This is a genomic window from Treponema succinifaciens DSM 2489, assembly GCF_000195275.1.
GTDB classification, from domain to species: domain Bacteria; phylum Spirochaetota; class Spirochaetia; order Treponematales; family Treponemataceae; genus Treponema_D; species Treponema_D succinifaciens.
Map to the genome: position 1 here is coordinate 2,512,256 of NC_015385.1, position 22,139 is coordinate 2,534,394.

The following is a 22,139-nucleotide window of genomic DNA, read 5'->3' on the forward strand; positions in this document are numbered from 1 at the left end:
GCGGATTTTCTGTTTTATATAAACATTCTTATTTCTACTTCTGGCCGTAGTAGGCGTTCGGGCCGTGTTTTCTCATGTAGTGCTTGTTGATGATGTAGTCCGGAAGCGGCTGCTGCGACGGGTTAATCTGCAGCGTGTTCATGGCCATGTGGCTCACTTCCTCAAGGACTGCGGCGTTGTAGACGGCTTTGTCCGCGGTTGCTCCCCAGGCGAAAGGTCCGTGTCCGCCCACAAGAACCATGTTCACTTCATACGGATTCAGTTTTAGAGAACGGAAGTGGCTTACAATGAGATTTCCGGTTTCCTTCTCGTAGTCGTTCTGGACTGCCTCGCGGCTAAGATACGGTGTGCAGGGAACTTCCGTCTGGATGTGGTCTGCGTGGGTTGTTCCGAACAGTGGAACTGCCTTTACAGCCTGAGCCCAGCTCACCGCGTAAGTTGAATGAGTGTGGATTATTCCGCCGATTTTCGCTCCGTCCGAAACAGCGAATTCACTGTAAATAACAGCGTGCGTCGGAGTGTCGCTTGAAGGTCTTAGTTTTCCCTCAACAACATTTCCTTCAAGGTCAACAATCACCATGCTTTCGGGCGTAAGTTCCGGGTAAGGAACTCCCGAAGGCTTGATTGCGAACACGCCGGCCGCCTTGTCGAACGCGCTGACGTTTCCCCAAGTGTAAAGCGCAAGATGCTGCGCCGGTATCTGCATATTCGCCTCGTAAGCCTCTCTCTGCAGTTCTGTGTATTTTCCCATGAATTTTTCCTCCATTTGTTTTTATGTCATTGCCGTGTCAGGCACGGAAATGCGGTGGTTGAGCCTGCCGAAACCACCATGCACAGTGTATCCGGTCATTTCTACAGGCTCAATGACCTTCAGAACTAAAACTTATTGTACTCCAGAAGTTAAACTTATTGCCCCTGAAACTGATTATTTCACATTCTCAACTGCGGTGCGTTCGGCTTTGAGCGCGGACTTGTAGCCTTCAAGCCATCTGTCAAAGCCTGCTACATCCGCTGTGTCAGGTTTTACGGTTTTCTTCTGCGCGCCTGCGAAGACTTCGGTTTCAAGCCAGTCGCCCAGATTTTTTCCCTTTGAGTCCGCGGTGTATGAGGCAAGAAGCGCCATTCCCCAGGGACCGCCCTCGCCTGCTGTTTCCATCGCGCTGACCGGAGTGTGCATTGCCGCAGCCATCGTCTCAAGCCCCACGCCTTCCGTCTTGAAATATCCGCCGTGGCCTGTCATCGAGTCAATCTTCACATTCTCAGCAAAAAGAACGTCCATTCCGAGCCTGAGAGTTGCGACCGCGGAATAAATCTGGCTTCTCATAAAATTCGCAAGGTTCAGTTTTGAGTCCTGGGAGCGCACAACCATCGGCCGTCCCTCGCAGAAATCCGTAACGCTTTCGCCCGATATGTAGTTGACAGTGTAAACGCCGCCGCAGTCCTTTGCTCCGTCCTTCGCGCAGCCGAGAATCGTGTCGTAAAGTTTTCCCGTGCTGAATTCCGCGCCAAGAAGTCTCGCCGCCTCGCCGATAAGCTCGACCCACTTGTTGTATTCGGCGGTGCAGGTGTTCACGTGAACCATCGCGGTGGGTTTTCCGTCCGGAGTTGTAACAATGTCGATTATTCCAGGATAAGCCTTTGAAAGCGCCTTCTCAAGGACGACCATCGCGAATACGGAAGTTCCCGCGGAAATGTTTCCTGTTCTCGGAGCAACCGCGTTTGTCGCCACCATTCCGGTTCCCGCATCGCCTTCAGGAGGAGCGCACAGAATTCCTTCCGCAAGCTCGCCGGTCGGGTCAAGCCACAGCGCGCCTTCCTTTGTGAGCTTTCCTGCATCTGTTCCGGCTGGAATCGCCTTTGGCAGAAGCTCCAGAAGTTTTTTTGCACTTCCCTTTCCTTCAACAAGAGAATCGAATTTTCCGGCCATTGACTTGTCGTAGTCGCCTGTCTCCGCATCAATCGGGAACATTCCGCTCGCGTCTCCCACGCCCAGAACTTTTTTTCCTGTGAGCATGAAATGCGCGTAGCCTGCGAGAGTCGTAAAAAAATCCACCTGCGGAACATGGGCCTCGTTGTTCAGAATCGCCTGATAATAATGAGAAATGCTCCACCGCTCCGGGCAAGGATAATTGAAAAGCTCCGTGAGTTTTTTTGAAGCCCCGCCTGTAATCGTGTTCCTCCAGGTTCTGAACGGAACAAGAAGATTGTTTTCCCTGTCGAACGCAAGATAGCCGTGCATCATCGCGCTGATTCCAAGAGCCTTCAGATTGGAAAGCTTGACGCCGTATTTTTCAAGAACATCTTTTTTAAGCTCAGAATATGCCGAAACGATTCCGCCGTGAATTTCATCCAGACTGTAAGTCCAGATTCCGTCCGCAAGTGAATTTTCCCAAGTAAAGCCGCCCTGAGCCACGGGATTTTTTTCAGAATCAATAAGAACCGCCTTTATGCGCGTCGAACCGAATTCGATTCCAAGAACAGCCTGACCGTTTTCAATTTCTCTGGCAATATTTTCTTTCGTCATGTTTTACCTCTGATTTTATAGTAACTGACATTGCGAAAAAAACAAGTGGCGGTTTTCCCTAAAAAATGCCCAAAACTATCATCAAATATGAAATTCCGAACAAAATGATAGGAAAGTCCGAAAATCGGGAACAAAAAAACTATTCCTTTCTTTCGGATTCAGGCTGATAATCATAATCACAAGGGATGCAGAGGTCATCCTTAATCCAAACACATAGAGGTGAAACCATGAAAAAGAATTTAGTTTTGGCTGCCGTAATGGCAATGATGGTTCTTCCCACATTCGCCGCAAAACTGGTAAAAGTCGGAATCATCAACAACGACCCGAACGAGTCGGGCTACCGCACTGCGAACGTCAACGACATGAAAAAGACATTCACAAAGAAGAACGGCTACAAACCGACTTTCTTCTACAGCCTTAAAAACGACGAGCAGATTGCCGCCGCACGCAAGATGGTTCAGGACGAAGTTGACTACCTTCTGATTTCCGCGGCCGGAACTTCAGGATGGACATCAGTTCTCAAGGACGCTCAGGATGCCGGAATCAAGGTAATTCTCTTTGACCGCACAATCGACGCTGACGAAAGCCTTTACGAGGCATCAATTGTTTCCGACATGGCGCAGGAAGGAAAGACAGCCGTAAACTGGCTCGCAGGACAGAATCTCAAGGAATACAACATCATCCACATTCAGGGCGTTATGGGTTCAGCCGCTCAGATCGGACGCTCCGGCGCGCTTGACGAGAAGGCAAAGGCAGAAAGCAACTGGAACATCGTTGCCCAGCAGACAGCTGAATGGAACGCGGAAAATGCCCAGCAGATTGTTCAGGCTGTAATCGATTCCGGCAAGAAATTCAACGTAATCTATGCGGAAAACGACGACATGGCAAAAGGCGCGGTTGCTGCCCTCGACAAGGCGGGAATCTCTCACGGAGTCGGAAAAGATGTAATCATCATGGGATTCGACTGCAACAAATGGGCGCTTGAGGAGCTTCTTGCAAAGAGATGGAACTACGACGGCCAGTGCAATCCGTTCCAGGCTTCTTACATCAACGATATCATCAAGAACGGCGCGAAACAGAAGACAGTCATCATGGAAGAAAAAGGATTTGACGCCGCAACAATCACAAAGGCCGATGTCGCAAAATACGGTATCTAAGCATATTGTCAGGCGGATTCTTCTGTAAACAACAACTTTAAAAACTGACAGAGAATCCAACACCTTGGACACGGGGTTCGGATTGTCTTGAAATCTGAATCCCGTGTTTTTTTTGGAGGCATAGCATGGAGGAAAAATCAGTTCTTGAAATGCGCGGAATACACAAGAAATTTCCGGGTGTATATGCATTGCAGAATATTGATTTTACTTTGCGTGAAGGCGAAATTCACGCTCTTATGGGAGAAAACGGAGCCGGAAAATCAACGCTGATTAAGGTTCTGACTGGCGTACACCACAAGGACGAAGGCCAGGTTTTTGTAAAAGGAATCGGAGCGGTCAACATCCGTTCCCCGCAGGATGCCCAGAACGCAGGCATCTCAACAGTTTATCAGGAAATAACTCTCTGCCACAATCTCACCGTAGCGGAGAATATGTATATAGGAAGAACAAAAGGCTCCTTCATCAGCTGGAAAAAGATGAATGAAGGCGCGGAAAAAATCCTTAGGGATCTTGAAATTCCGTGTGGGGCGGAGCAGCAGCTTTCAAGCTGTTCAATCGCCGTACAGCAGATGGTCGCAATCGCGCGCGCCGTTGACATGGACTGCAAGATTCTGATTCTTGACGAGCCGACTTCATCCCTTGATGATCAGGAAGTCCAGAAGCTGTTCCGGCTTATGAGGAATCTGCGCGCAAAGGGAGTCGGAATAATTTTCGTTACCCACTTTCTTGAGCAGGTTTACGAAATCTGCGACAGAATCACCGTTCTGCGCGACGGACAGCTTGTGGGCGAATACGAAATCCGAGACCTTCCGCGCCTTGAGCTTGTCTCAAAAATGCTCGGAAAATCAGTCGAGAATCTTGACAAGTCGTCCAAATCTTCGGAGACTCCGGTATTCTCCGCGGATGAAGTTCCGGTCTACGAGGCGGAAAACCTTTCAAGCACTGGCGGCGTAAAACCGTTCAACTTCAGGATTTACAAGGGCGAAGTGAACGGATTCACAGGGCTTCTCGGATCCGGAAGAAGCGAGAGCGTGCGCGCGATATTCGGTGCGGACAAGGTTCTCGGCGGAAAAGTGAAGGTGAACGGAAAAAGCGTGAACATCACAAAGCCGATTCATGCGATGAAAAACGGAATCAGCTATCTGCCGGAAGACAGAAAACGCGACGGCATAATCGGAGACCTTTCCGTGCGTGAGAACCTGATTCTCGCGCTTCAGGTGATGAGAGGATTCTTCAAGCCTTTCAGCCGGGCGGAACAGGAAAAACTTGCGGACGAATACATCAGGCTTCTTGAGATAAAGACAGCCTCCGCGGAAACTCCGATAAAATCCCTTTCGGGCGGAAACCAGCAGAAAGTGCTCCTTGCGCGCGCCCTGCTCTCAAATCCGCAGTATCTGATTCTTGACGAGCCTACACGCGGAATCGACATCGGAACAAAAACGGAAATTCAGGAGCTTGTCCTGAAGCTTGCAAAGGAAGGCAAGAGTGTTACGTTCATCTCATCAGAAATCGACGAGATGATAAGAACCTGCTCGCGTCTTATCGTCATGCGGGACCTCAAGCAGGTCGGAGAGCTTTCCGGCAATGACCTGAACCAGACAAAGATTATGGAAACTATCGCAGGAGGAGAAAAACAATGACTTCCAAAAAAATCACGGACTTTCTTCTTGGACTTATAAAAAAGCAGATTTTCATTCCGATTGCGGCGCTGCTGATTCTTGTAATATTCAACCTTGCAGCGGATCCGTCATTCTTCAAGATTACGCTCGGGCAGAACAGCGAGGGCTTCCCGGTTCTTTCAGGCTACCTTATTACGATTCTGGACAACGCTTCCGAGCTTGTGATTCTTGCGATTGGAATGACGCTTGTAACTGCTGCTTCGGGCGGACAGGATATTTCCGTGGGCGCGGGAATTGCGATTGCCGGCTCGGTGATTCTGCGTGTTCTGTGCGGAACAGACGCGCGCCCCGAAACTCTTCAGGCTCCGATTTTTGTTGCGTTCCTTGTGGGCTGCATTGTGAGCATGGCGTTCGGCGGATTCAACGGTGTTCTTGTCTCGTACTTCAAGATTCAGCCGATGGTCGCGACTCTGATTCTTTTTACGGCCGGACGCTCAATCGCCGCCTGGATCAACGACAACGCACTTCCAATTGTTGTGGAGCCTGTTTTCGGCTACTTCGGAAACTTCATTCCGGGCATTCCTGTTCCGACTCCGGTTTTCATCGCGATAATCTGCATAATAATCACGATGCTTGTGCTCAAATTCACGAACCTCGGTCTTTACACGCAGGCGGTGGGAATCAACAGCAACTCGTCAAGGCTTAACGGACTTGACCCTCAGTTCATCAAATTCATCACCTATGTGATTATGGGACTTTGCGTTGCGGTCGCCGGATTCATCAAAGTCTGCCGAATTTCTTCTATTAATTATTCCGTTATCGCAAAGGACATAGAGATGGATGCGATTCTTGCGGTCGCGCTGGGCGGAAATGCTTTGAGCGGCGGCAAGTTCAATATGTGGGCTTCGATTCTTGGAGCTTACGTAATCCAGTTCCTTACGACAACACTGTTCAAGTTCAACGTAGCCTCGACCGCGCTTCCGGCTTACAAGGCCGTTGTTGTAATCATCCTCGTTGTAATCAGCGCTCCGGTATTCCGCGAGAAAATGTCGCAGCTGGCAAAGCAGATTTCCGGAGCAAGAAAACACGCTGCGGCGAATGGAGGCTGTTAAATGAACTTTCTAAATAAAAAAAGGCAGAACGAGACTGCGCTTGCAAAAAGAAAACCGCTTTCAGACACGAATCTTCTTCTTGTGATTACGATTTCGGTTTTTGCCGCGATGTATCTTCTTGCGGTAATTTTTCTAGGCGCAGGATTCAGGAAGCCACAGACTTTCCTAAACCTGCTGAACGAGAACGCCTCGCTCATAGTCCTTTCATGCGCGCTGAGCCTTGTAATGATTACCGGCGGAATCGACATTTCCGTTGGAACTGTAACGGCTCTCGTCTGTATGTGCTGCGCGGTTCACCTGGACAAAAACGGCGGAACAATTGCGGGAGCGGTAATCTACGCGCTGGTTATCGGAGTAAGCTTCGGACTTGTGCAGGGATTCCTTGTGGCATTCCTCGACATCCAGCCGTTCATCGTCTCGCTTGCGGGAATGTTCTTCGCAAAAGGAATGACGACAATCGTAAACGCGACTCAGTTCAACGTAAAGCATGAGGGATTCGTAAAGCTCATAGAAACAAGAATATACGTTCCGGGCATGGGCTCGGTGAACAAAGTCGGAAAATATATTCCGGCCTATGTGGAGCCGGGTGTTCTTATTGCGCTTCTTGTGGTCGTGATTCTTTTCCTTGTGCTCAGATGGACAAAGCTCGGACGCAACTTCTACGCTGTCGGCGGAAACCAGCAGAGCGCGAACATGCTCGGGATCAACGTCAAGATGACAAAATTCCTTGCGCACTTCATCTGCTCGGTTCTTGCGGCGGTCGGCGGATTCGTGTACTTCATGCACGTAGGTTCGGCTTCCCCAAGCCATGCAAGCGGCTACGAAATGAACGCAATCGCATCTTCGATTATCGGCGGAACAATGCTCACGGGCGGAGTCGGAAACATCGCAGGAACATTCTTCGGCGTGCTTTCACTTGCGACAATCAAGAACATCGTCTCCTCGCTCGGACTTGACGACGCCTGGTGGACGAACATCACGGTTGCTTTCATGATCTGTCTCTTCCTCCTGATTCAGAGCGTGGTTCTCTCAAGGAAGAATTCAAAGTGAATCCGGTTTGTCATCAGGGCTGTCCTATAGGCTGAAAATGCGGTTGTTGAGCTTGTCGAAACCACCATTCAGACTGGTCATTTCAGCAGGCTTAATGACCTTCAGGAATTAAACTTATTAGACATATCCGTGACAATAAAAAAATTACGGCTGCCCCTGAAAATTTGGAGCAGCCGTTTTCAGCGTCTTTCGGACATAGAGACTTGAAACTCAGACGAATTCCGCGACTGACATTTCCTTCAATTTTAGTTTATAATCAATATCAATGAAAATAGATTTTGCCGGAGCATTTTACAAAAAAACCGAAGAATCCTCTTTTAAAATGAAATTCGTTTCAGGAACCAAGGAATGTGTTCTTCTTCATTTCTACAATCCCATGGTCATAACACTGGACGGAAAACAGATTGAAACTCAGGCGAACGCGTGCATTCTTTACAGACCCGGAACTCCGCAGATTTACTGGTGCAAGAACAACGAATTTGAAAACGACTACATAAAATTTCTTCCGGCGGACATGACTTTTTTCAACGACTTTCAGATTCCGTTTGACGAGATTTTTTACGTGACCAACGCGGACATAATCAGGCGCGAAATGACGGACATCACATATTTTCTGACGGAACGCTACGAAAACCACGACCACGAGCTTCTGGACCGCCTGTGCAAGGTTCTTTCCAACCTCCAGAACAACCGCCTTTATCCGAGCATAAAGACAAAGCGCGAAAGTGAAATCCGATTCAGGCTTAACCAGCTGAGGAAAAAAGTTTCGGAAAATCCTGAAAAATGGACCGTTGACCTTATGGCGGATGATTTCTTCCTTACGCGCTCGCATTTTTCGGTGTTATATAAGAAAACATTTGGTGTAACGCCGCAGTCCGACATTCATTTTTTTGTAAACGAAAAAGCCCTCAAATTGCTGAATACAACGGAACTCTCAGTCCAGGAAATCTCCCAGAAATGCGGCTACAACGAATGTGAGAATTTCATCCGCGCCTTCAAGAAAACGAACGGCGTCTCTCCTCACCAATATCGAAAACAGAAAGGGGAATAAAAAAAGCTTCCTTAAAAGTTTTCACTTCTAGGGAAGCTTTCGTTACGCAGATTTTACGCTGCTTTCAATTCTACTGGAGAAGAGAAAGAACGTTCTGTGAGCTCTGGTTTGCCTGTGCAAGCATCGCTGTTCCAGCCTGAGAAAGAACCTGATTCTTTGTAAAGTCAACCATTTCCTTTGCCATGTCTGTGTCGCGGATGCGGCTCTCAGAAGCCTGAAGATTTTCTGCGCCAATATCAAGACCAACAACTGTCTTTTCAAGGCGGTTCTGGTATGCACCAAGGTCTGCACGCTGTTTGTTAATCTTCTTGATTGCTTCATCCAAAGTTCCGATTGCGCGGTTTGCTTCGTCTGGGCTTTCAAGAGTCATAATCTCTTCTGTTCCAACTGCGCGGAGTCCAAGAGCTGTTGCGCTCATTGTTCCAATATATACCTGTGTGCGCTGATCCATGTTTGCACCAATGTGGAGCCACATAGAAGCTGTAACGCTGTTTTCACCTGTTGGGCGTGCAAAGCGACCAGTAAGCATATTCATGCCGTTGAACTGTGCGCAAGAAGCAATGCGGTCAACTTCAGCGATGAGTGAAGAAACTTCAACCTGAATCTGCATACGGTCTTCGTCAGTGTAGATTCCGTTGCTTGACTGAACTGCAAGCTCGCGGATGCGCTGAATAATATCTTCAGTTTCCTGAAGGTATCCTTCTGTTGTCTGGATGAAAGAAATGCCGTTCTTTGCGTTTGTAGAAGCCTGATTCAATCCGCGAATCTGGGATCTCATTTTTTCTGAAACAGCAAGTCCAGAAGCATCATCACCGGCGCGGTTGATTTTCATTCCAGAAGAGAGTTTTTCCATGTTCTTCTGGTTGTTCAAATCAGTCAAACCCTGTGAACGCTGTGCAAACATTGCACTCATGTTGTGATTGATAACCATAATTTATCTCCTATGATCAAGATACTGGAGTTCTAAGCAAACATTTTGTGCCTGCTTCCCCTGCTTTGGGTTTACCACCCTATATTTTGATTGTCGGAGTTTGATTTTTTTACTTTAGATTTTTTTAGATAAAATGTGCTATTTTTTTCCTTTGCAGCATGAATTGCATCCGGTTACAATAACGTGCTTTTTTCCTTCAGTTTTATTAAAAAGCCGGGCAACAAGATGACCGTCTGAAAGAGGAATTTCTTTATGGCAAACAGGGCAAATTCTTTTTAATCCAGGCTCAACTCTTGGATAGCAATGCGGACAGCCATTTATTGTGCAAAGCTGATCTGGAACATTCATAGGTCTATAAACTCTGCTGACCAAATCTTCACCCGGCAAAAGAGAAGAACCGCAAATCGGACACGAAACCAAAAGTCCTTTTTTCTTTGCATTTTCACTGCGGATTTTTCTAGCTTTAATTTCTGAATTTTTATTTTCCAAGGATTTAAATTTTATATAAAGGTTCAGCAAAAAAATTATAAGCGCAAAAGCAGCGGCGGCAATAAAATATGTCAGCATGGAGCCATTATAAATTTTAAAAAATTTTATTTCAACAAAAAGCAGCGCATCTACAACAAAAGGTTGTTTTTGATAAAACCACATGATATAATCGGAACGAGAATAAAAATATGACAAAAGTATCTTCTAATTTGAAAGAAAAAATTCCTGTAAACGAACGTCAGCAGCGCGGAACTTCGCTTTTTCCATTGGAGTATAATTTTTGCAATACAGAAAATCCGTACTACGACTTATGGCTTCACTGGCACACAGAATTTGAGCTTATCCACATTCTTTCTGGAACTTACAATCTTTTTCTCAGCGACCACGAAATTGTCTTGAACAAGGGAGATTCCTGCATTATTCCCGGAAAAATTGTCCACGGAGATGCACCAGACAAAGGTGCAAGCAAATACGAATCCGCAGTTTTTGACATAGAGCTTTTACGCCAGCATGGATTCAGCCCGGACAGTTTTATAAACGACATTATATTGGAAAATATTTCGCTGAAAAATTATATTCCGGCGGAACAAAAAGATATTTTTACCACAATTGAATTTTTGTTCGACACAATCCGCGAACAAAGAGAAGGCTTTGACATAATCGCTTCCGGTGCGTTGATTGTTTTCTTTGGGCTTTTAAAAAAGAATCATTTTTATTCTGAAAAGAAAATTCTTCCGGCGCAAAAAAGAGCTAGAAACAAAAAGCTTGACCTTGTTTTGGATTTTATAAAAAAGAACTACGGAAACGACATTTCACTTGAGCAGCTTTCTGTAACCGCTGGATTTTCGCCAAAGTATTTTTGCCGCGTTTTTAAGGAAATGACGGGACGATCTCCAGTTGAATATTTAAACTGGTTCAGAATCAGCAGAAGCTGCGCGCTTTTACGCGAATCAAATGACAAGCTTTTAAATATCGCTCAAAAATGCGGATTCAAAGATTTCAGTTATTTTATAAAAATGTTCCACAGATACAAAGGAATGACGCCGCTAAAATACAGAAACATGGAACTAAAGTCAAATAAAATTTCAGAAGCTGAATCCACGCAAAAGGAAAATAAAATATGCTGAAAGACAAAACAATTTTAGTCGGAGTTACAGGAAGCATTGCGGCATACAAGGCAGCAACACTTGTAAGCATGCTTGTAAAGACAGGAGCTGAAGTCCGCGTGCTAATGACAAAAAATGCCACAAACATAATCAATCCGATTACATTTGAAACTTTAAGTGGACACAAATGCTTCATAGATACTTTTGACAGAAACTTTGAATTCAAAGTAAGCCACGTTTCACTTGCACAAAAAGCGGATATTTTTTTAATCGCGCCGGCAACTGCAAACACAATCGCAAAAGTTGCAAACGGAATGGCGGATGATATGCTTACTTCTGTTTTTCTTGCAGCAAAATGCCCGAAAGTAATCTGCCCTGCAATGAACACAGCAATGTACGAAAATCCAATAACGCAAGATAATCTTGAAAAATGCAAAAAATTCGGATTTAAAATTCTTGAGCCGGAAACAGGACATCTTGCCTGCGGTGAAAACGGAAAAGGAAAAATGCCTGAGCCTCAAGCAATATTTGAATTTATCGAAAACGAAATTTCATTTGAAAAAGATTTTCTAGGCAAAAAAATTCTCGTTACAGCCGGACCAACTCAGGAAGCAATAGATCCTGTTCGATTTATCACAAATCATTCATCTGGAAAAATGGGCTATGCAATTGCAAAAATAGCGGCAGCAAGAGGCGCGCAAGTAACTTTAATTTCAGGACCAGTATCGCTTAATCCGCCGCAAAATGCAAAGACAATAAAAATCACCAACGCAAAAGAAATGCTTGAAGCCGTAAAGGAAAATTTTCCAGATTCAGACATAGTAATAAAATCCGCGGCAGTTGCAGATTTCCGCCCGAAAAATATCAGCGCAGAAAAAATAAAAAAAACAGGCAAAGAGATTTCAATAGAACTTGAACGCACAGACGACATTCTTGCTTTCCTTGGAAAAAATAAAAAGCCCGGCCAGATTCTCTGCGGATTTTCTATGGAAACACAAAGCCTAATTGAAAATTCCAAAAAGAAACTTTCAGCAAAAAATTTGGATTTAATCATTGCAAACAATTTAAAAACGCCGGGCGCAGGATTTCAGGCGGACACAAACCAAGCCACAATAATTTCAAAAGATTTTCAAAAAGAACTTCCGCTGATGCAAAAAGAAGAACTTGCAAGCCGCATACTTGATGAAATAAAATCATTTTTATAGAAGGAAAATTTATGGAAGAAAATTTTTCGCAGGCAATTGAAAAAACAAAAAGCATTTTTCACATAAACGAATTTACAAAATATTTCACATTTGAAAACATATTGAAAATTGCAATAAGTGTTGTTTCCGTCATAATTTTCTATATTGTCTATAGGCTAATAAAAAAATTCATAAGAAAAAAAGCAACGACAAAACTTGAAAAAAATACCGCAGTTCTTGTAAACAAAGCCATAAGCTACATTTTTTACGTTTTAATCGGAATGTACATTTTGGGCCTTTTCGGAATCAACTTAAAAGCAATCTGGGGCGCGGCAGGAGTTGCAGGACTTGCAATCGGATTTGCAGCGCAAACAAGCGTCAGTAATTTTATAAGCGGACTTTTTGTGCTCGGCGAAAAATCCATGAAAATCGGAGACACAATTTCTGTAAGCGGAACAAGCGGAACTGTGGAATCCGTAGGACTTTTAAGCGTAAAAATAAAAACGCTGGACAATCAGCTAGTCAGAATTCCAAACAGCAGCATAATAAATTCCGTGCTGACAAATTACAGCAGCTACAAAACTACAAGACAAACTTTTGAAATTCACATAAGCTACGAAGCCGACTTGCAAAAAGCAATGCAAAAAATAAAAGAAATCGCATTAAGATGCCCGGCAGTTCTCCACTCTCCAGAACCGCAAGTTTTTTACGACTCGCTCATTGGCTCTGCAAAATTAAAACTTATAGTCTGGCTAAAAAATGAAGATTTAATCAAAGTTAAAAATGACATTTTAACCGGCATTGTAAAAGAACTCAGACAGGAAAATATAAAAATAACATAAAAACTGAACTTTTTTCTGCAATTTTTTTTATTCCGCGGATATATAATAAGCATGAAAAACTTTTTATTTATCTGCCCGATCATTTTATTTTTTTCATGCGAATTTTTCAGCTACACAGAAAATGAAAAATTCAGTCTTCCGTATTCTAGCGAATGGAGCGTAAAAACGAGCCATCAGCCGGATTCAGAAATATTCGTTCTCGGAGAAAATTTTTATTCTGAAGTAAACAAAAACGAAGCCACAGCCTTGCTCGCCTATTCGCATTCAGATAAAAAAATCTACGGTGCAATTTATCCCTACGGAAACGATTTGACTTATTCAGACGGATTTGCCGCAGAGGTTTTATTTTCAATTTCAGCCGCCGCAGTGGATTCCGATTCATGCAAAAACGAATATCTTTCAAAATTCAACTGGCAAAAATTTATGGAAGAATGCCGTGCCTTTGAAGAAAATGTCTGGAAACTTGACAAAGAAAGAATTATGAAAAAAATTTCTTCAGGCAATTTCAAAAAGAGTGATTTAAAACTATTGGAATGAAAAAGAATTCGTTGTATCATAAAATGGATTTTAAAATAAGGATTTAAAATGAAAAATATATTTTTCAAGATTTTCATAGTGACAAATTTAATATTTCTGTTTTCTTGTACTGAAAAAAATAAAACTACCGCAACTGAACTGCCGACTGTAAAAATCCATAACTGGTACTATTTTTCAACTGAAGGATTTCAAAAAATCGATTTGCCGCAAAACGCTCCAGAAGTTTATGAAAAGCCCTGGACAGAATCAGTGCGAATAACAAGCGCGGCAAGTCTAGTAAATTTAGAAAATAAAAATTCTGAATTTTCTGCATTCGCCCTGGTCAACAAAAAAGGACTTCTTTGCTTTAACGACGACAAAATAGAACTTTATTGCGACAATTCAATTTTTCTTCCGGACACAGCAGACTCTTTGGTATTCAGCAACGGAAAGCCTGTTTTTTACTTGTACAGAAGCAGTTTTTTTAATTCGGATTTAAACCAAACCACAATTCACAGCACGCGACCTTTTTTAGTTGAATTCGCGCCAGACTCAAAACTTTTTTATCCAATAGTTTCCTATTCAAATTTAAATCTTAAAGATGAAGATCAAATTACAGGATATTTTTGGGACGGAAAAACTTGGGCTTGCTCTGCAAAAAAAACATTAAAAAACGGAGTTGAATTTTCATACTTCTGCTGGCAGCCTTTAGTTCCGTTGACAGAAGCCAGTCCTGCGCTCGGTCAAGAATTTTTTGTGTTCAATTCATTGACGGAAAACGGCTACAAAAAAATGATTTTGCCCAAGCTTTTTGAAGAATCTCCAGAAGAACTAAAATCGCTGCTTGCCTCTATTCCCAAAGAGTTTTCATTTTATATTTCATGGAAAAATCCATCTGGAACAAGTCCAGAAAACTACAGCCACATTGGAACATCTGACAATTTTTTGAGCGCACATGCAGGATTTTCAACTGGGAAAAAATACATAACGGCAGTTTTTTCAGACGGAACAACTTACATAAAAAAATCATCAGAAAATTCTATAAAAGCATTCAGGCTTCCGCTTTTACCAAAAGGATTTTCTTATGGCGAAATAGCAGTTTCTGGAGACACACTTTACATCGCCTGGGAAGAAAGTTCTTTTTTTAAAACTGCAAGAGCCGGCTTTATCAGCGTAAATTTAAAGGAAATAATAAATTAATAGCAGACTAAGTTCGGAACTTTTGAAAACGGAGCTAGCTTTATATAAAGATATTTCAGCGGATGAATATCAAGACCGTTTATTTTCCAGCCGCCAATTTCATCAGTATTAACAAGATGCGCGCTTACAGGATGCGAAACAGGAATCAGAACGCTTTCATCCAAAAGAATTTGTTCAGCTTGCGCCATAAGTTTGTAACGCTCGGAAATATTGTCAATCCGCGAAGCTTCCTGCAAAAGAGAATCGTAAGTTTCATTTTTAAATCCAGAAACATTCAGCGAAGAATTTCCGCGGAAAAGCTCAAGAAACGCCAGAGGGTCTGCAAAGTCGCCAATCCAAGAATAATAAAACAAGTCGGCTTTCCAGGACGGAATCGAAGCATTGTATCTATCAAAAGTCGTTGTCTGAATTTTAAAATCCACACCAAGCGGCTCCCAGGCATTTTTCAAAATATTCGCACACTCTGAAAGATAACCATCGCCAGTCGCAGCAAAAATCAAAGGCAGTTTTTCTTCCTGCGGAATTCCATTTTTCTGCCGCGCCTCATTCATCATTTTTAAAGCGTCATTTTCATCATAATCAGAAATTCCTGCAACTTCAGGATAGCCCGGCAAAGGATAAATAAAAGTTTCAGCCTTTATATTGAATTTTTCGCGCAGTTTGTCATAAGGAATCGCTTCAAGCAGAGCATCGCGGAATTCTTTTTTTGCCCAGACATTGTCTTGTTTTTTAAAGAAAAAATAAACCGTTCCAAATTCTGTGCCAATTAAAAGTTTTGACTTGTCGATTATTTTTGCAGCTTCGGCATTTCCCATAATCCAGTCAATTTCGCCGTTATTGAATTTGTGGGAATTTTCAGAATAATCATCGCTTAAAGAAATTTTTATTTCAGGAATTTTCACATTTTCGGAATCCCAGTAAAATTCATTTTTCTTAATCAGAATTTCATTTCCATCGTAAGATTCAAGCGCAAAAGCTCCGCTATAGGCATTTTTATTTTCACTTACAACACTAAAAGCATGATGACACAAAATTTTCGGAAGATGACCGGCAGGCTCAGTCAAATGAACAACAACTGTAAAATCATCTCTCGCATCGATTCTTACATCCTGTGCAGAAATTTTTCCATTCCTGAAATCAGACGCACCTTCGATGCAGTCCAAAAGCGAAGCAAACGGAGCGTTCGCAGTTTCTAAAAGTGAAATCCAGGAATTCTTTACATCTTTTGCAGTAATTAAAGTTCCGTCGCTGAATTTCGCATCATTCCGTAAAGAAAATGTCCAGCGTTTTTTATCACGCGAAATTTTATATGATGAACAAATCGCAGGCAAAGGCGCAAGATTCACAGGATCATAAGAAAACAGACCTTCGTACAAACCGGTAAAAAGCTGGGCTTCGGCAGTAAAAGCGGCCGTATGCGGATTCATGTCATAAGAATGAAGTGACGCGCAAATATTTACTCTGCGCTGTTTCGGCAAATCCTGTGCAAAAGAAAATACGGTAAGGCAAAAGAATATTAACGCTGCAAAAACTTTTTTCAAATTAAACCTCAATAAAACTTATGAAATTCCAAGTTTTTTCATCTGTTCCTGCTCTTCAACATAGGAAAGATATTCTGCCCGCTTTTGATTGAATTTAACAACAATATTTTTGATTGTCATTAGCTCCATTGACAAGCCTTTGATTTTTGAGCGGTCAACAGTTTTTGAAGTGTTCTTGAAAAATTCATCAAGTCCGTAAAGCTGCGCAAAAATATGATTGTTCTCAACCATCTGCTTGTTCAAATATTCAAGAATCGCGGAATCATTCTGGCTGTCGGCTTTTTTATATCCAGGAGAATTCGGGCTGATAAACGAAGCGTAAACTCGCGATTTTTTCAGAAGATTTGCATAAAATTCATTGTATTTTATTGTTTCCTTTTTCTTTGTTTCAGTGCGCTTGTCAGTAATAAAAATATCGTAAGAAACAGGCGGCTCTTCCAATCCGAAAATGTTCCGCAAAAATCTAAGAATTGTGTCTTTTAAAGTTTTCTTTTCACTCTGAAAAATTTCATGATTCAAGTTGACTTTTTCAGCAATCGCATTGAACTGCTCGCCAGTTGAAGCCAAAATCCGCAAAGCGTCCATTATAATGGCATGAGTGTCAATTGTGGGCTTTTTTTCTTCCTGAGCTTCTTTTACTTTCAGTCTTTCATACAAGGAATTTTGGAGTTTTTCTTTTTCCGGCGAAGTTTCTTCTGCAACCAGTTCTGAAACAAGCTCATTATTAAAAGGTTTTCCTGGAATGCAAGATGGAAAAAGCCGCTTTATTTCACCAACTAATGAACCAGAAGAAGCAAACGCCTTTTCCTTGGAAAATGATGGATTTGCAAAAACCCTTTTTCTAATTTCAATCTTATAACGTTCACGCTGAAAATCCGCAAGATTCTTCAAGCCACTGTCAATTTCAGCCATCGCAGTTTGTGTTTTTGAAACACTGTCTTTTAGAAGACTTTGAACAATCGGCTGAACTCCAGTTTTTAGCTCATTCATTACAATTGCAAGCGCACGTGTATTCGGCCTAGTCGAATTAACACTCAAGTTTGCCCAGGAAAACGTATTGTTCAATTCAATCATCTTTTTAATTTTTCCGTTGTCAAGCTGTGAAACAGAAAATTTCATAAAGTTGCAAACATAATCCAGCATAGTTTCGTACTGGCTGAGCCTTATTCCAAGAACAATTGAACGCTCATTGTCTGCAAAAGATGAAGTTTCAGGCAAGGAAATTTCAGTAACCCGGCTATCGTTTTTATACGGATCTGGAACAACCAAAGATCTTTTTACAAGATTGTCAAAAATATTTCTTAAGCAGGAAAAATGAAGCCTGTAGTCTTCCAAAAGCTTAGGAAGCTCAACATTATCAAACCATTTCTCCCGCTCTTCTGCAGCTGAAATAATTTTCTGATTAAAATTTTCGTTCTCGGTCATATTTTTTTCCATAATTTTAGCACAGCGGAACAAAAGGAGCAATTCAAATCAAAAGGCTTTTTTCCGCAGAATTATCTTATAATGCTAATAAATATCTTCTTTTAAATTTCGGAAAAAAATAACCGCTACTTAATAAAGTTTTTTGATTTACAAAAGATTTATTAAGCAAGCCGTGTCTTTTCCACATTTTCATGCTGAACTTCAAGAATGTCCATGATTTTATCTATCATTTTCTGCTTAGGATCAGGTTCGTTTTCCGGCAAAGTCGCAAGATACTCACTGCGGAATTTTTTGCATTCAATAACAGAACTTGAAGTGAAGACAAGTTTGTCCGGACCAACCAAATCGCTCAGCATATCTTCTTTTCCATCCTGAATTTCAAGAATCGAACCGTTTATGCTTACACAAATCGCAATGTCAAACAAACGAAGATAGCTGTCGATTTCCCTTAATCCGCGTTTTGTTTCTGGATGTCCCGAACGGTATCTTGTTCCCGACGGAAAAACTAAAATGACTTCACCGCGTTTTTTGCAGTCATCCATTGCTCGCATTGCCGCCAAATTAATTTTTCTTGCCTTGAGCATTTCTTCCTTTGCTTCTTCTTCAGACTGAGCCTTTTCTTCATTTTTTGTGAGGCTTCTAGTAGGATAAATTACAACTCTCGTGAAACTTTCGGCAAATGCACGGACAATTGGATTGTCTTCATTCAGCTTCATGCCTGCAATTGCAACTGTCCGTTTTGAAAGGTCGGCCAAATCAGAATTTCCACTGTGCTCAAGCATATAAAGCAACGCAGGCAAATCTGTGTTTGAATAATGCTCCATTAAAATCAGCCCGCTTTTTCCTGATTTCACCTGATTATAAAAATCCAAAAAATTTTCAACATTTTCCAAATGGCTTTCTGGCAAAAGATTGTCTTCAACCAGTTTATCCATCAGTTTTCTATTTTTTGGGTTTGCAAGCTGATAAACATTTGAACTGTCAATTTTAGCAGCGGCAACAGAATTCAATGAAAGGGCTTTAAAAAAGTCAGCATAAGCTTCACGGATAGTCTTCTTTTCCATGCAATAACCTCTAAGAAAAATAAAAAAATGATTTTATATTTTAAATTCAAAACGGCAGGATGTCAACAAAGGTGCTGGAAACCGCGGGGGGGGCTCCGTGGCTCCTGCGGCATCCCGCTCGGAAAAAAAAGAAGCCCCTTCCGGAGGGGCATGAAAACATGTATAAGATAAAAGCCGGCCGCTACCTACTTTCCCGCCATGGGCAGTATCATCGGCGCAGGGGAGCTTGGCTTCCGTGTTCGGGATGGGAACGGGCATGTCCTCCCCGCCATGGCGGCCGGCGTATAGACAAAGGAAAACGGACGCGGTGTCCAGAGGAAACGGTAATATGGCCAAGCCTCACGGCCTATTAGTACCGCTCGGCTGTGCGCGTCGCCGCGCCTGCACCTGCGGCCTATCGACCCGGTATTCTCCCGGGGGCCTTCAGGGGGATCACGTCCCCAGGGACGCCTAGTCTCGTGGCGGGCTTCCCGCTTAGATGCTTTCAGCGGTTATCCCTTCCAGACTTAGCTACCCGGCGCCTACCCTTGGCAGGATAACCGGCACGCCAGAGGTCTGTCCGCCTCGGTCCTCTCGTACTAAAGGCAGCCCCACTCAGGCGTCCAACGCCCGCAACAGATAGGGACCGAACTGTCTCGCGACGTTCTGAACCCAGCTCACGTACCGCTTTGATTGGCGAACAGCCAAACCCTTGGGACCTGCTCCAGCCCCAGGATGCGATGAGCCGACATCGAGGTGCCAAACTTTCCCGTCGATGTGAACTCTTGGGGAAAATCAGCCTGTTATCCCCGGAGTACCTTTTGTCCGTTAAGTGACGGCCCTTCCACTCGGAACCGCCAGATCACTAAGACCTGCTTTCGCACCTGCCCGGCATGTCTGCCTCGCAGTCAAGCCCCCTTGTGCCTTTACACTCGCGCTCCGATTCCCAACCGGAGTGAGGGGACCTTCGCGCGCCTCCGTTACTGTTTGGGAGGCGACCGCCCCAGTCAAACCGCCCGCCTAGCCCTGTCCCCGCCCCCGCTCAAGGGGCCGGGTTAGAAACCCCATCCGGCAGGGCTGGTATTTCACCGGCGCCTCCGCGCAGCCTGACGGCCACGCCTCGCAGGCTCCCAGCTATCCTACACATGCCGAATAGGGTCCCAGCGCTAAGCTGCGGTGAAGGTTCACGGGGTCTTTCCGTCTAATTGCGGGTATCCGGCTTCTTTACCGGAACATAAATTTCACCGAGTCTCGCGTTGAGACAGCGCCCAGAATCGTTACACCATTCATGCGGGTCGGAACTTACCCGACAAGGAATTTCGCTACCTTAGGACCGTTATAGTTACGGCCGCCGTTTACCGGGGCTTCGGTTCGCAGCTTCGCCTTGCGGCTGACCGCTCCCCTTAACCTTCCGGCACCGGGCAGGTGTCACCACCTATACGTCCCATCGCTGGTTCGCAGATGGCTGTGTTTTTGATAAACAGTCGCCTGGGCCTGCTTTCTGCCGCTCATTATCATCTCTAACATGAGCCGCACTTCTCCCGAAGTTACGTGCGCATTTTGCCGAGTTCCTTAACGCGAGGTCGCTCGTGCGCCTCGGATTTCTCATCCTGCCCACCTGTGTCGGTTTGCGGTACGGTTCCCCCATGCCTGGCCTTAGACAGTATTTCCCGGCACCATGGCTGCGCCAGCTTCGCTTCGACTTTCTCTCCGCTCGCTCACGGCTCGGCTCGGGCGGTGGATTTGCCTGCCGCCCTCGACGCCTCGCCGCTCCGGCCGGAACTACCGTTCTCCGGCCTGGCCTCGCCTCATGCGTCCTGCCCTCGAAACATGGGGAAGCATCGGACTATGGACCGATTTCCCATCGGCTACGGCTTTCGCCCTCGCCTTAGGGGCCGGCTTACCCAGGGCAGATTGCCTTTACCCTGGAAACCTCGGGCTTCCGGCGGACGGGGATCGCACCCGTCTTTTCGTTACTTATGCCTGCATTCTCTCTTCCGCCTCCTCCAGCGCCCCTCGCGGGCGCGCCTTCATGGGTCAGCGGAATGCTCCCCTACCAGTCGCGCCATAAGGCGCGAATCCGCGGCTTCGGCGCCATGCTTAGCCCCGCTACATTGTCTGCGCGCGGATGCTCGACCAGTGAGCTGTTACGCACTCTTTCAAGGAATGGCTGCTTCTGAGCCAACCTCCTGGCTGTCTGCGCATCCGCACCTCATTTCACACTCAGCATGGCTTTGGGGCCTTGGCCGGCGGTCCGGGCTGTTTCCCTCTCGACTACGGACCTTGTCGCTCGCAGTCTCACTCCCGCGCGACAGGCGCCGGCATTCGCAGTTTGGTCGGAACCGGTAGGATTTGACTCCCCCTCTCCCGTCCAGAGCTCTACCTCCGGCGTCCCTGCGCGAGGCTGTCCCTAAAGGCATTTCGGGGAGAGCCAGCTATCTCCATGTTTGTTTAGCCTTTCACTCCTTACCACAGGTCATCGCTACCTTTTTTAACAGATTACCGTGCGGGCCTCCACAGGGTCTCACCCCTGCTTCACCCTGCCCATGGTAAGATCACATTGGCTTCGGGTCCGCGACGCGCGACTTTCTCCGCCCTGTTCGGACTCGGTTTCCCTCCGGCTCCGGGACTGCAATCCCTTGGCCTCGCCGCGCACCGCGACTCGCAGGCTTATTCTACAAAAGACACGCCGCAAGCTCCTGTGCCCGCGGCATCTTGGCGGTCCATGGTTTCAGGTTCTCTTTCACTCCCCTCGCCGGGGTTCTTTTCGCCTTTCCCTCACGGTACTTCTTCGCTATCGGTGGCCGCAGAGTATTCAGCCTTGGATCGTGGTCGACCCGGATTCAGGCAGGGTTCCTCGTGCCCCGCCCTACTCAGGCACCGCATCACGGAGGCGGGGCGCGTTGCGCGTACGGGGCTGTCACCCTCTCCGGCGGAGCTCTCCGGCTCCTTCCGCTGCGCGTCCCGATTCGTTCCCCTCCGCGGGTCATCCCCATGCGGCCCTACAACCCCGCTCTAGGCGGTTTGGGCTCCTCCCCTTCCGCTCGCCGCTACTCAGGGAATCTCTGTTGATTTCTTCTCCCGCGTTACTTAGATGGTTCACTTCACGCGGTGTGGCTCCGCCGGGCTATTTCATTCGCCCGCGCGGTGCGCGCCTCCCGGCGCGCGGGTTGCCCCATTCGGCTACCCCGGGATCACAGGATGTGTGCTCCTCCCCCGGGCTTTTCGCAGCTTGCCGCGGCCTTCATCGCCTTGCGGCCCCAAGGCATCCGCCATGGACCTCTTCTCGCTTGGCCATATTGCCTCTTCCTCTTTCTTACCTTCTCGTCTCGTATTCCTTCCCTATCAG

Annotated in this window: 17 protein-coding genes and 2 rRNA genes; 10 read left to right on the forward strand and 9 right to left on the reverse strand. The window is 45.3% G+C overall.

Annotation, left to right across the window (positions count from 1 at the left end):
- Positions 1-34 precede the first annotated feature (34 nt).
- Positions 35-751: an L-ribulose-5-phosphate 4-epimerase AraD gene (gene araD, locus TRESU_RS11965; protein ID WP_013702465.1), complete on the reverse strand. Its 717-nt coding sequence runs from the start codon at positions 749-751 to the stop codon at positions 35-37.
- A 174-nt stretch (positions 752-925) separates the two neighbouring features.
- Positions 926-2,524 (reverse strand): xylulokinase, encoded by a 1,599-nt coding sequence (locus tag TRESU_RS11970; protein WP_013702466.1) that lies wholly within the window; start codon positions 2,522-2,524, stop codon positions 926-928.
- Between the two features lie 227 nt (positions 2,525-2,751).
- Here TRESU_RS11970 and TRESU_RS11975 point away from each other — a divergent pair, with 227 nt between their 5' ends.
- The 5 genes from TRESU_RS11975 (at position 2,752) to TRESU_RS11995 (ending at position 8,513) form a co-directional block, all read left to right on the forward strand.
- The gene (locus TRESU_RS11975) at positions 2,752-3,681 is read left to right on the forward strand and encodes an ABC transporter substrate-binding protein (RefSeq protein WP_013702467.1); all 930 of its coding nucleotides are present in this window, start codon (positions 2,752-2,754) and stop codon (positions 3,679-3,681) included.
- Between the two features lie 125 nt (positions 3,682-3,806).
- Positions 3,807-5,321, forward strand: a complete 1,515-nt coding sequence (locus TRESU_RS11980) for a sugar ABC transporter ATP-binding protein (RefSeq protein WP_013702468.1) — start codon at positions 3,807-3,809, stop codon at positions 5,319-5,321.
- Positions 5,318-6,412, forward strand: coding sequence for an ABC transporter permease (locus TRESU_RS11985; RefSeq protein ID WP_013702469.1), 1,095 nt, complete (start codon positions 5,318-5,320; stop codon positions 6,410-6,412). Before TRESU_RS11980 ends, TRESU_RS11985 begins: the two co-directional genes overlap by 4 nt.
- Positions 6,413-7,462 (forward strand): ABC transporter permease subunit, encoded by a 1,050-nt coding sequence (locus tag TRESU_RS11990; RefSeq protein ID WP_013702470.1) that lies wholly within the window; start codon positions 6,413-6,415, stop codon positions 7,460-7,462.
- 265 nt (positions 7,463-7,727) lie between these two features.
- Positions 7,728-8,513: a helix-turn-helix transcriptional regulator gene (locus TRESU_RS11995; protein WP_013702471.1), complete on the forward strand. Its 786-nt coding sequence runs from the start codon at positions 7,728-7,730 to the stop codon at positions 8,511-8,513.
- 70 nt (positions 8,514-8,583) lie between these two features.
- On the opposite strand, the gene TRESU_RS12000 is transcribed toward TRESU_RS11995, so the two are convergent.
- Both TRESU_RS12000 and TRESU_RS14420 read right to left on the reverse strand, forming a co-directional pair.
- On the reverse strand, positions 8,584-9,444 hold the full coding sequence (locus tag TRESU_RS12000) for a flagellin N-terminal helical domain-containing protein (RefSeq protein ID WP_013702472.1): 861 nt from the start codon (positions 9,442-9,444) through the stop codon (positions 8,584-8,586).
- 138 nt (positions 9,445-9,582) lie between these two features.
- Positions 9,583-10,011 (reverse strand): hypothetical protein, encoded by a 429-nt coding sequence (locus TRESU_RS14420; RefSeq protein WP_148228290.1) that lies wholly within the window; start codon positions 10,009-10,011, stop codon positions 9,583-9,585.
- Between the two features lie 110 nt (positions 10,012-10,121).
- Between TRESU_RS14420 and TRESU_RS12010 the strand changes: the two genes are divergently transcribed.
- The 5 genes from TRESU_RS12010 (at position 10,122) to TRESU_RS12030 (ending at position 14,781) form a co-directional block, all read left to right on the forward strand.
- Positions 10,122-11,060: an AraC family transcriptional regulator gene (locus TRESU_RS12010; RefSeq protein ID WP_013702474.1), complete on the forward strand. Its 939-nt coding sequence runs from the start codon at positions 10,122-10,124 to the stop codon at positions 11,058-11,060.
- On the forward strand, positions 11,054-12,244 hold the full coding sequence (gene coaBC, locus TRESU_RS12015) for a bifunctional phosphopantothenoylcysteine decarboxylase/phosphopantothenate--cysteine ligase CoaBC (protein ID WP_013702475.1): 1,191 nt from the start codon (positions 11,054-11,056) through the stop codon (positions 12,242-12,244). The genes TRESU_RS12010 and coaBC overlap by 7 nt, the downstream gene beginning before the upstream one ends.
- 11 nt (positions 12,245-12,255) lie before the next feature.
- Entirely contained in the window at positions 12,256-13,065 is an 810-nt protein-coding gene (locus TRESU_RS12020; RefSeq protein ID WP_013702476.1) for a mechanosensitive ion channel family protein, read from the forward strand.
- A gap of 51 nt (positions 13,066-13,116) precedes the next feature.
- Positions 13,117-13,602, forward strand: a complete 486-nt coding sequence (locus TRESU_RS12025) for a hypothetical protein (RefSeq protein ID WP_013702477.1) — start codon at positions 13,117-13,119, stop codon at positions 13,600-13,602.
- 78 nt (positions 13,603-13,680) lie between these two features.
- The gene (locus TRESU_RS12030; protein WP_148228291.1) at positions 13,681-14,781 is read left to right on the forward strand and encodes a DUF8086 family protein; all 1,101 of its coding nucleotides are present in this window, start codon (positions 13,681-13,683) and stop codon (positions 14,779-14,781) included.
- Here the strand turns inward: TRESU_RS12030 and TRESU_RS12035 are convergent.
- The 5 genes from TRESU_RS12035 to TRESU_RS12055 all read right to left on the reverse strand — a co-directional run bounded on the left by TRESU_RS12035 (position 14,778) and on the right by TRESU_RS12055 (position 22,086).
- Entirely contained in the window at positions 14,778-16,322 is a 1,545-nt protein-coding gene (locus TRESU_RS12035; protein ID WP_013702479.1) for a peptide ABC transporter substrate-binding protein, read from the reverse strand. The two genes, TRESU_RS12030 and TRESU_RS12035, sit on opposite strands and share 4 nt — an antisense overlap.
- Before the next feature lie 18 nt (positions 16,323-16,340).
- Positions 16,341-17,747, reverse strand: a complete 1,407-nt coding sequence (locus TRESU_RS12040; RefSeq protein ID WP_013702480.1) for a TP0584 family protein — start codon at positions 17,745-17,747, stop codon at positions 16,341-16,343.
- Positions 17,748-17,908: 161 nt separating this feature from the next.
- Positions 17,909-18,811 carry a 1-acyl-sn-glycerol-3-phosphate acyltransferase gene (locus tag TRESU_RS12045; protein WP_013702481.1) on the reverse strand — a complete coding sequence of 301 codons (903 nt, stop codon included), beginning with the start codon at positions 18,809-18,811 and terminating at the stop codon, positions 17,909-17,911.
- Between the two features lie 172 nt (positions 18,812-18,983).
- A 5S ribosomal RNA gene (gene rrf, locus TRESU_RS12050) occupies positions 18,984-19,093 on the reverse strand.
- Positions 19,094-19,139: 46 nt separating this feature from the next.
- Positions 19,140-22,086 (reverse strand): 23S ribosomal RNA (locus tag TRESU_RS12055).
- Between the last annotated feature and the right edge of the window lie 53 nt (positions 22,087-22,139).

Excerpts from the sequence above, each read along its gene's own strand:
- araD (WP_013702465.1), bottom strand. The coding sequence starts at position 751 with ATGGGAAAATACACAGAACTGCAGAGAGAGGCTTACGAGGCGAATATG.
- TRESU_RS11970 (WP_013702466.1), bottom strand. The coding sequence starts at position 2,524 with ATGACGAAAGAAAATATTGCCAGAGAAATTGAAAACGGTCAGGCTGTT.
- TRESU_RS11975 (WP_013702467.1), top strand. The coding sequence starts at position 2,752 with ATGAAAAAGAATTTAGTTTTGGCTGCCGTAATGGCAATGATGGTTCTT.
- TRESU_RS11980 (WP_013702468.1), top strand. The coding sequence starts at position 3,807 with ATGGAGGAAAAATCAGTTCTTGAAATGCGCGGAATACACAAGAAATTT.
- TRESU_RS11985 (WP_013702469.1), top strand. The coding sequence starts at position 5,318 with ATGACTTCCAAAAAAATCACGGACTTTCTTCTTGGACTTATAAAAAAG.
- TRESU_RS11990 (WP_013702470.1), top strand. The coding sequence starts at position 6,413 with ATGAACTTTCTAAATAAAAAAAGGCAGAACGAGACTGCGCTTGCAAAA.
- TRESU_RS11995 (WP_013702471.1), top strand. The coding sequence starts at position 7,728 with ATGAAAATAGATTTTGCCGGAGCATTTTACAAAAAAACCGAAGAATCC.
- TRESU_RS12000 (WP_013702472.1), bottom strand. The coding sequence starts at position 9,444 with ATGGTTATCAATCACAACATGAGTGCAATGTTTGCACAGCGTTCACAG.
- TRESU_RS14420 (WP_148228290.1), bottom strand. The coding sequence starts at position 10,011 with ATGCTGACATATTTTATTGCCGCCGCTGCTTTTGCGCTTATAATTTTT.
- TRESU_RS12010 (WP_013702474.1), top strand. The coding sequence starts at position 10,122 with ATGACAAAAGTATCTTCTAATTTGAAAGAAAAAATTCCTGTAAACGAA.
- coaBC (WP_013702475.1), top strand. The coding sequence starts at position 11,054 with ATGCTGAAAGACAAAACAATTTTAGTCGGAGTTACAGGAAGCATTGCG.
- TRESU_RS12020 (WP_013702476.1), top strand. The coding sequence starts at position 12,256 with ATGGAAGAAAATTTTTCGCAGGCAATTGAAAAAACAAAAAGCATTTTT.
- TRESU_RS12025 (WP_013702477.1), top strand. The coding sequence starts at position 13,117 with ATGAAAAACTTTTTATTTATCTGCCCGATCATTTTATTTTTTTCATGC.
- TRESU_RS12040 (WP_013702480.1), bottom strand. The coding sequence starts at position 17,747 with ATGACCGAGAACGAAAATTTTAATCAGAAAATTATTTCAGCTGCAGAA.
- TRESU_RS12045 (WP_013702481.1), bottom strand. The coding sequence starts at position 18,811 with ATGGAAAAGAAGACTATCCGTGAAGCTTATGCTGACTTTTTTAAAGCC.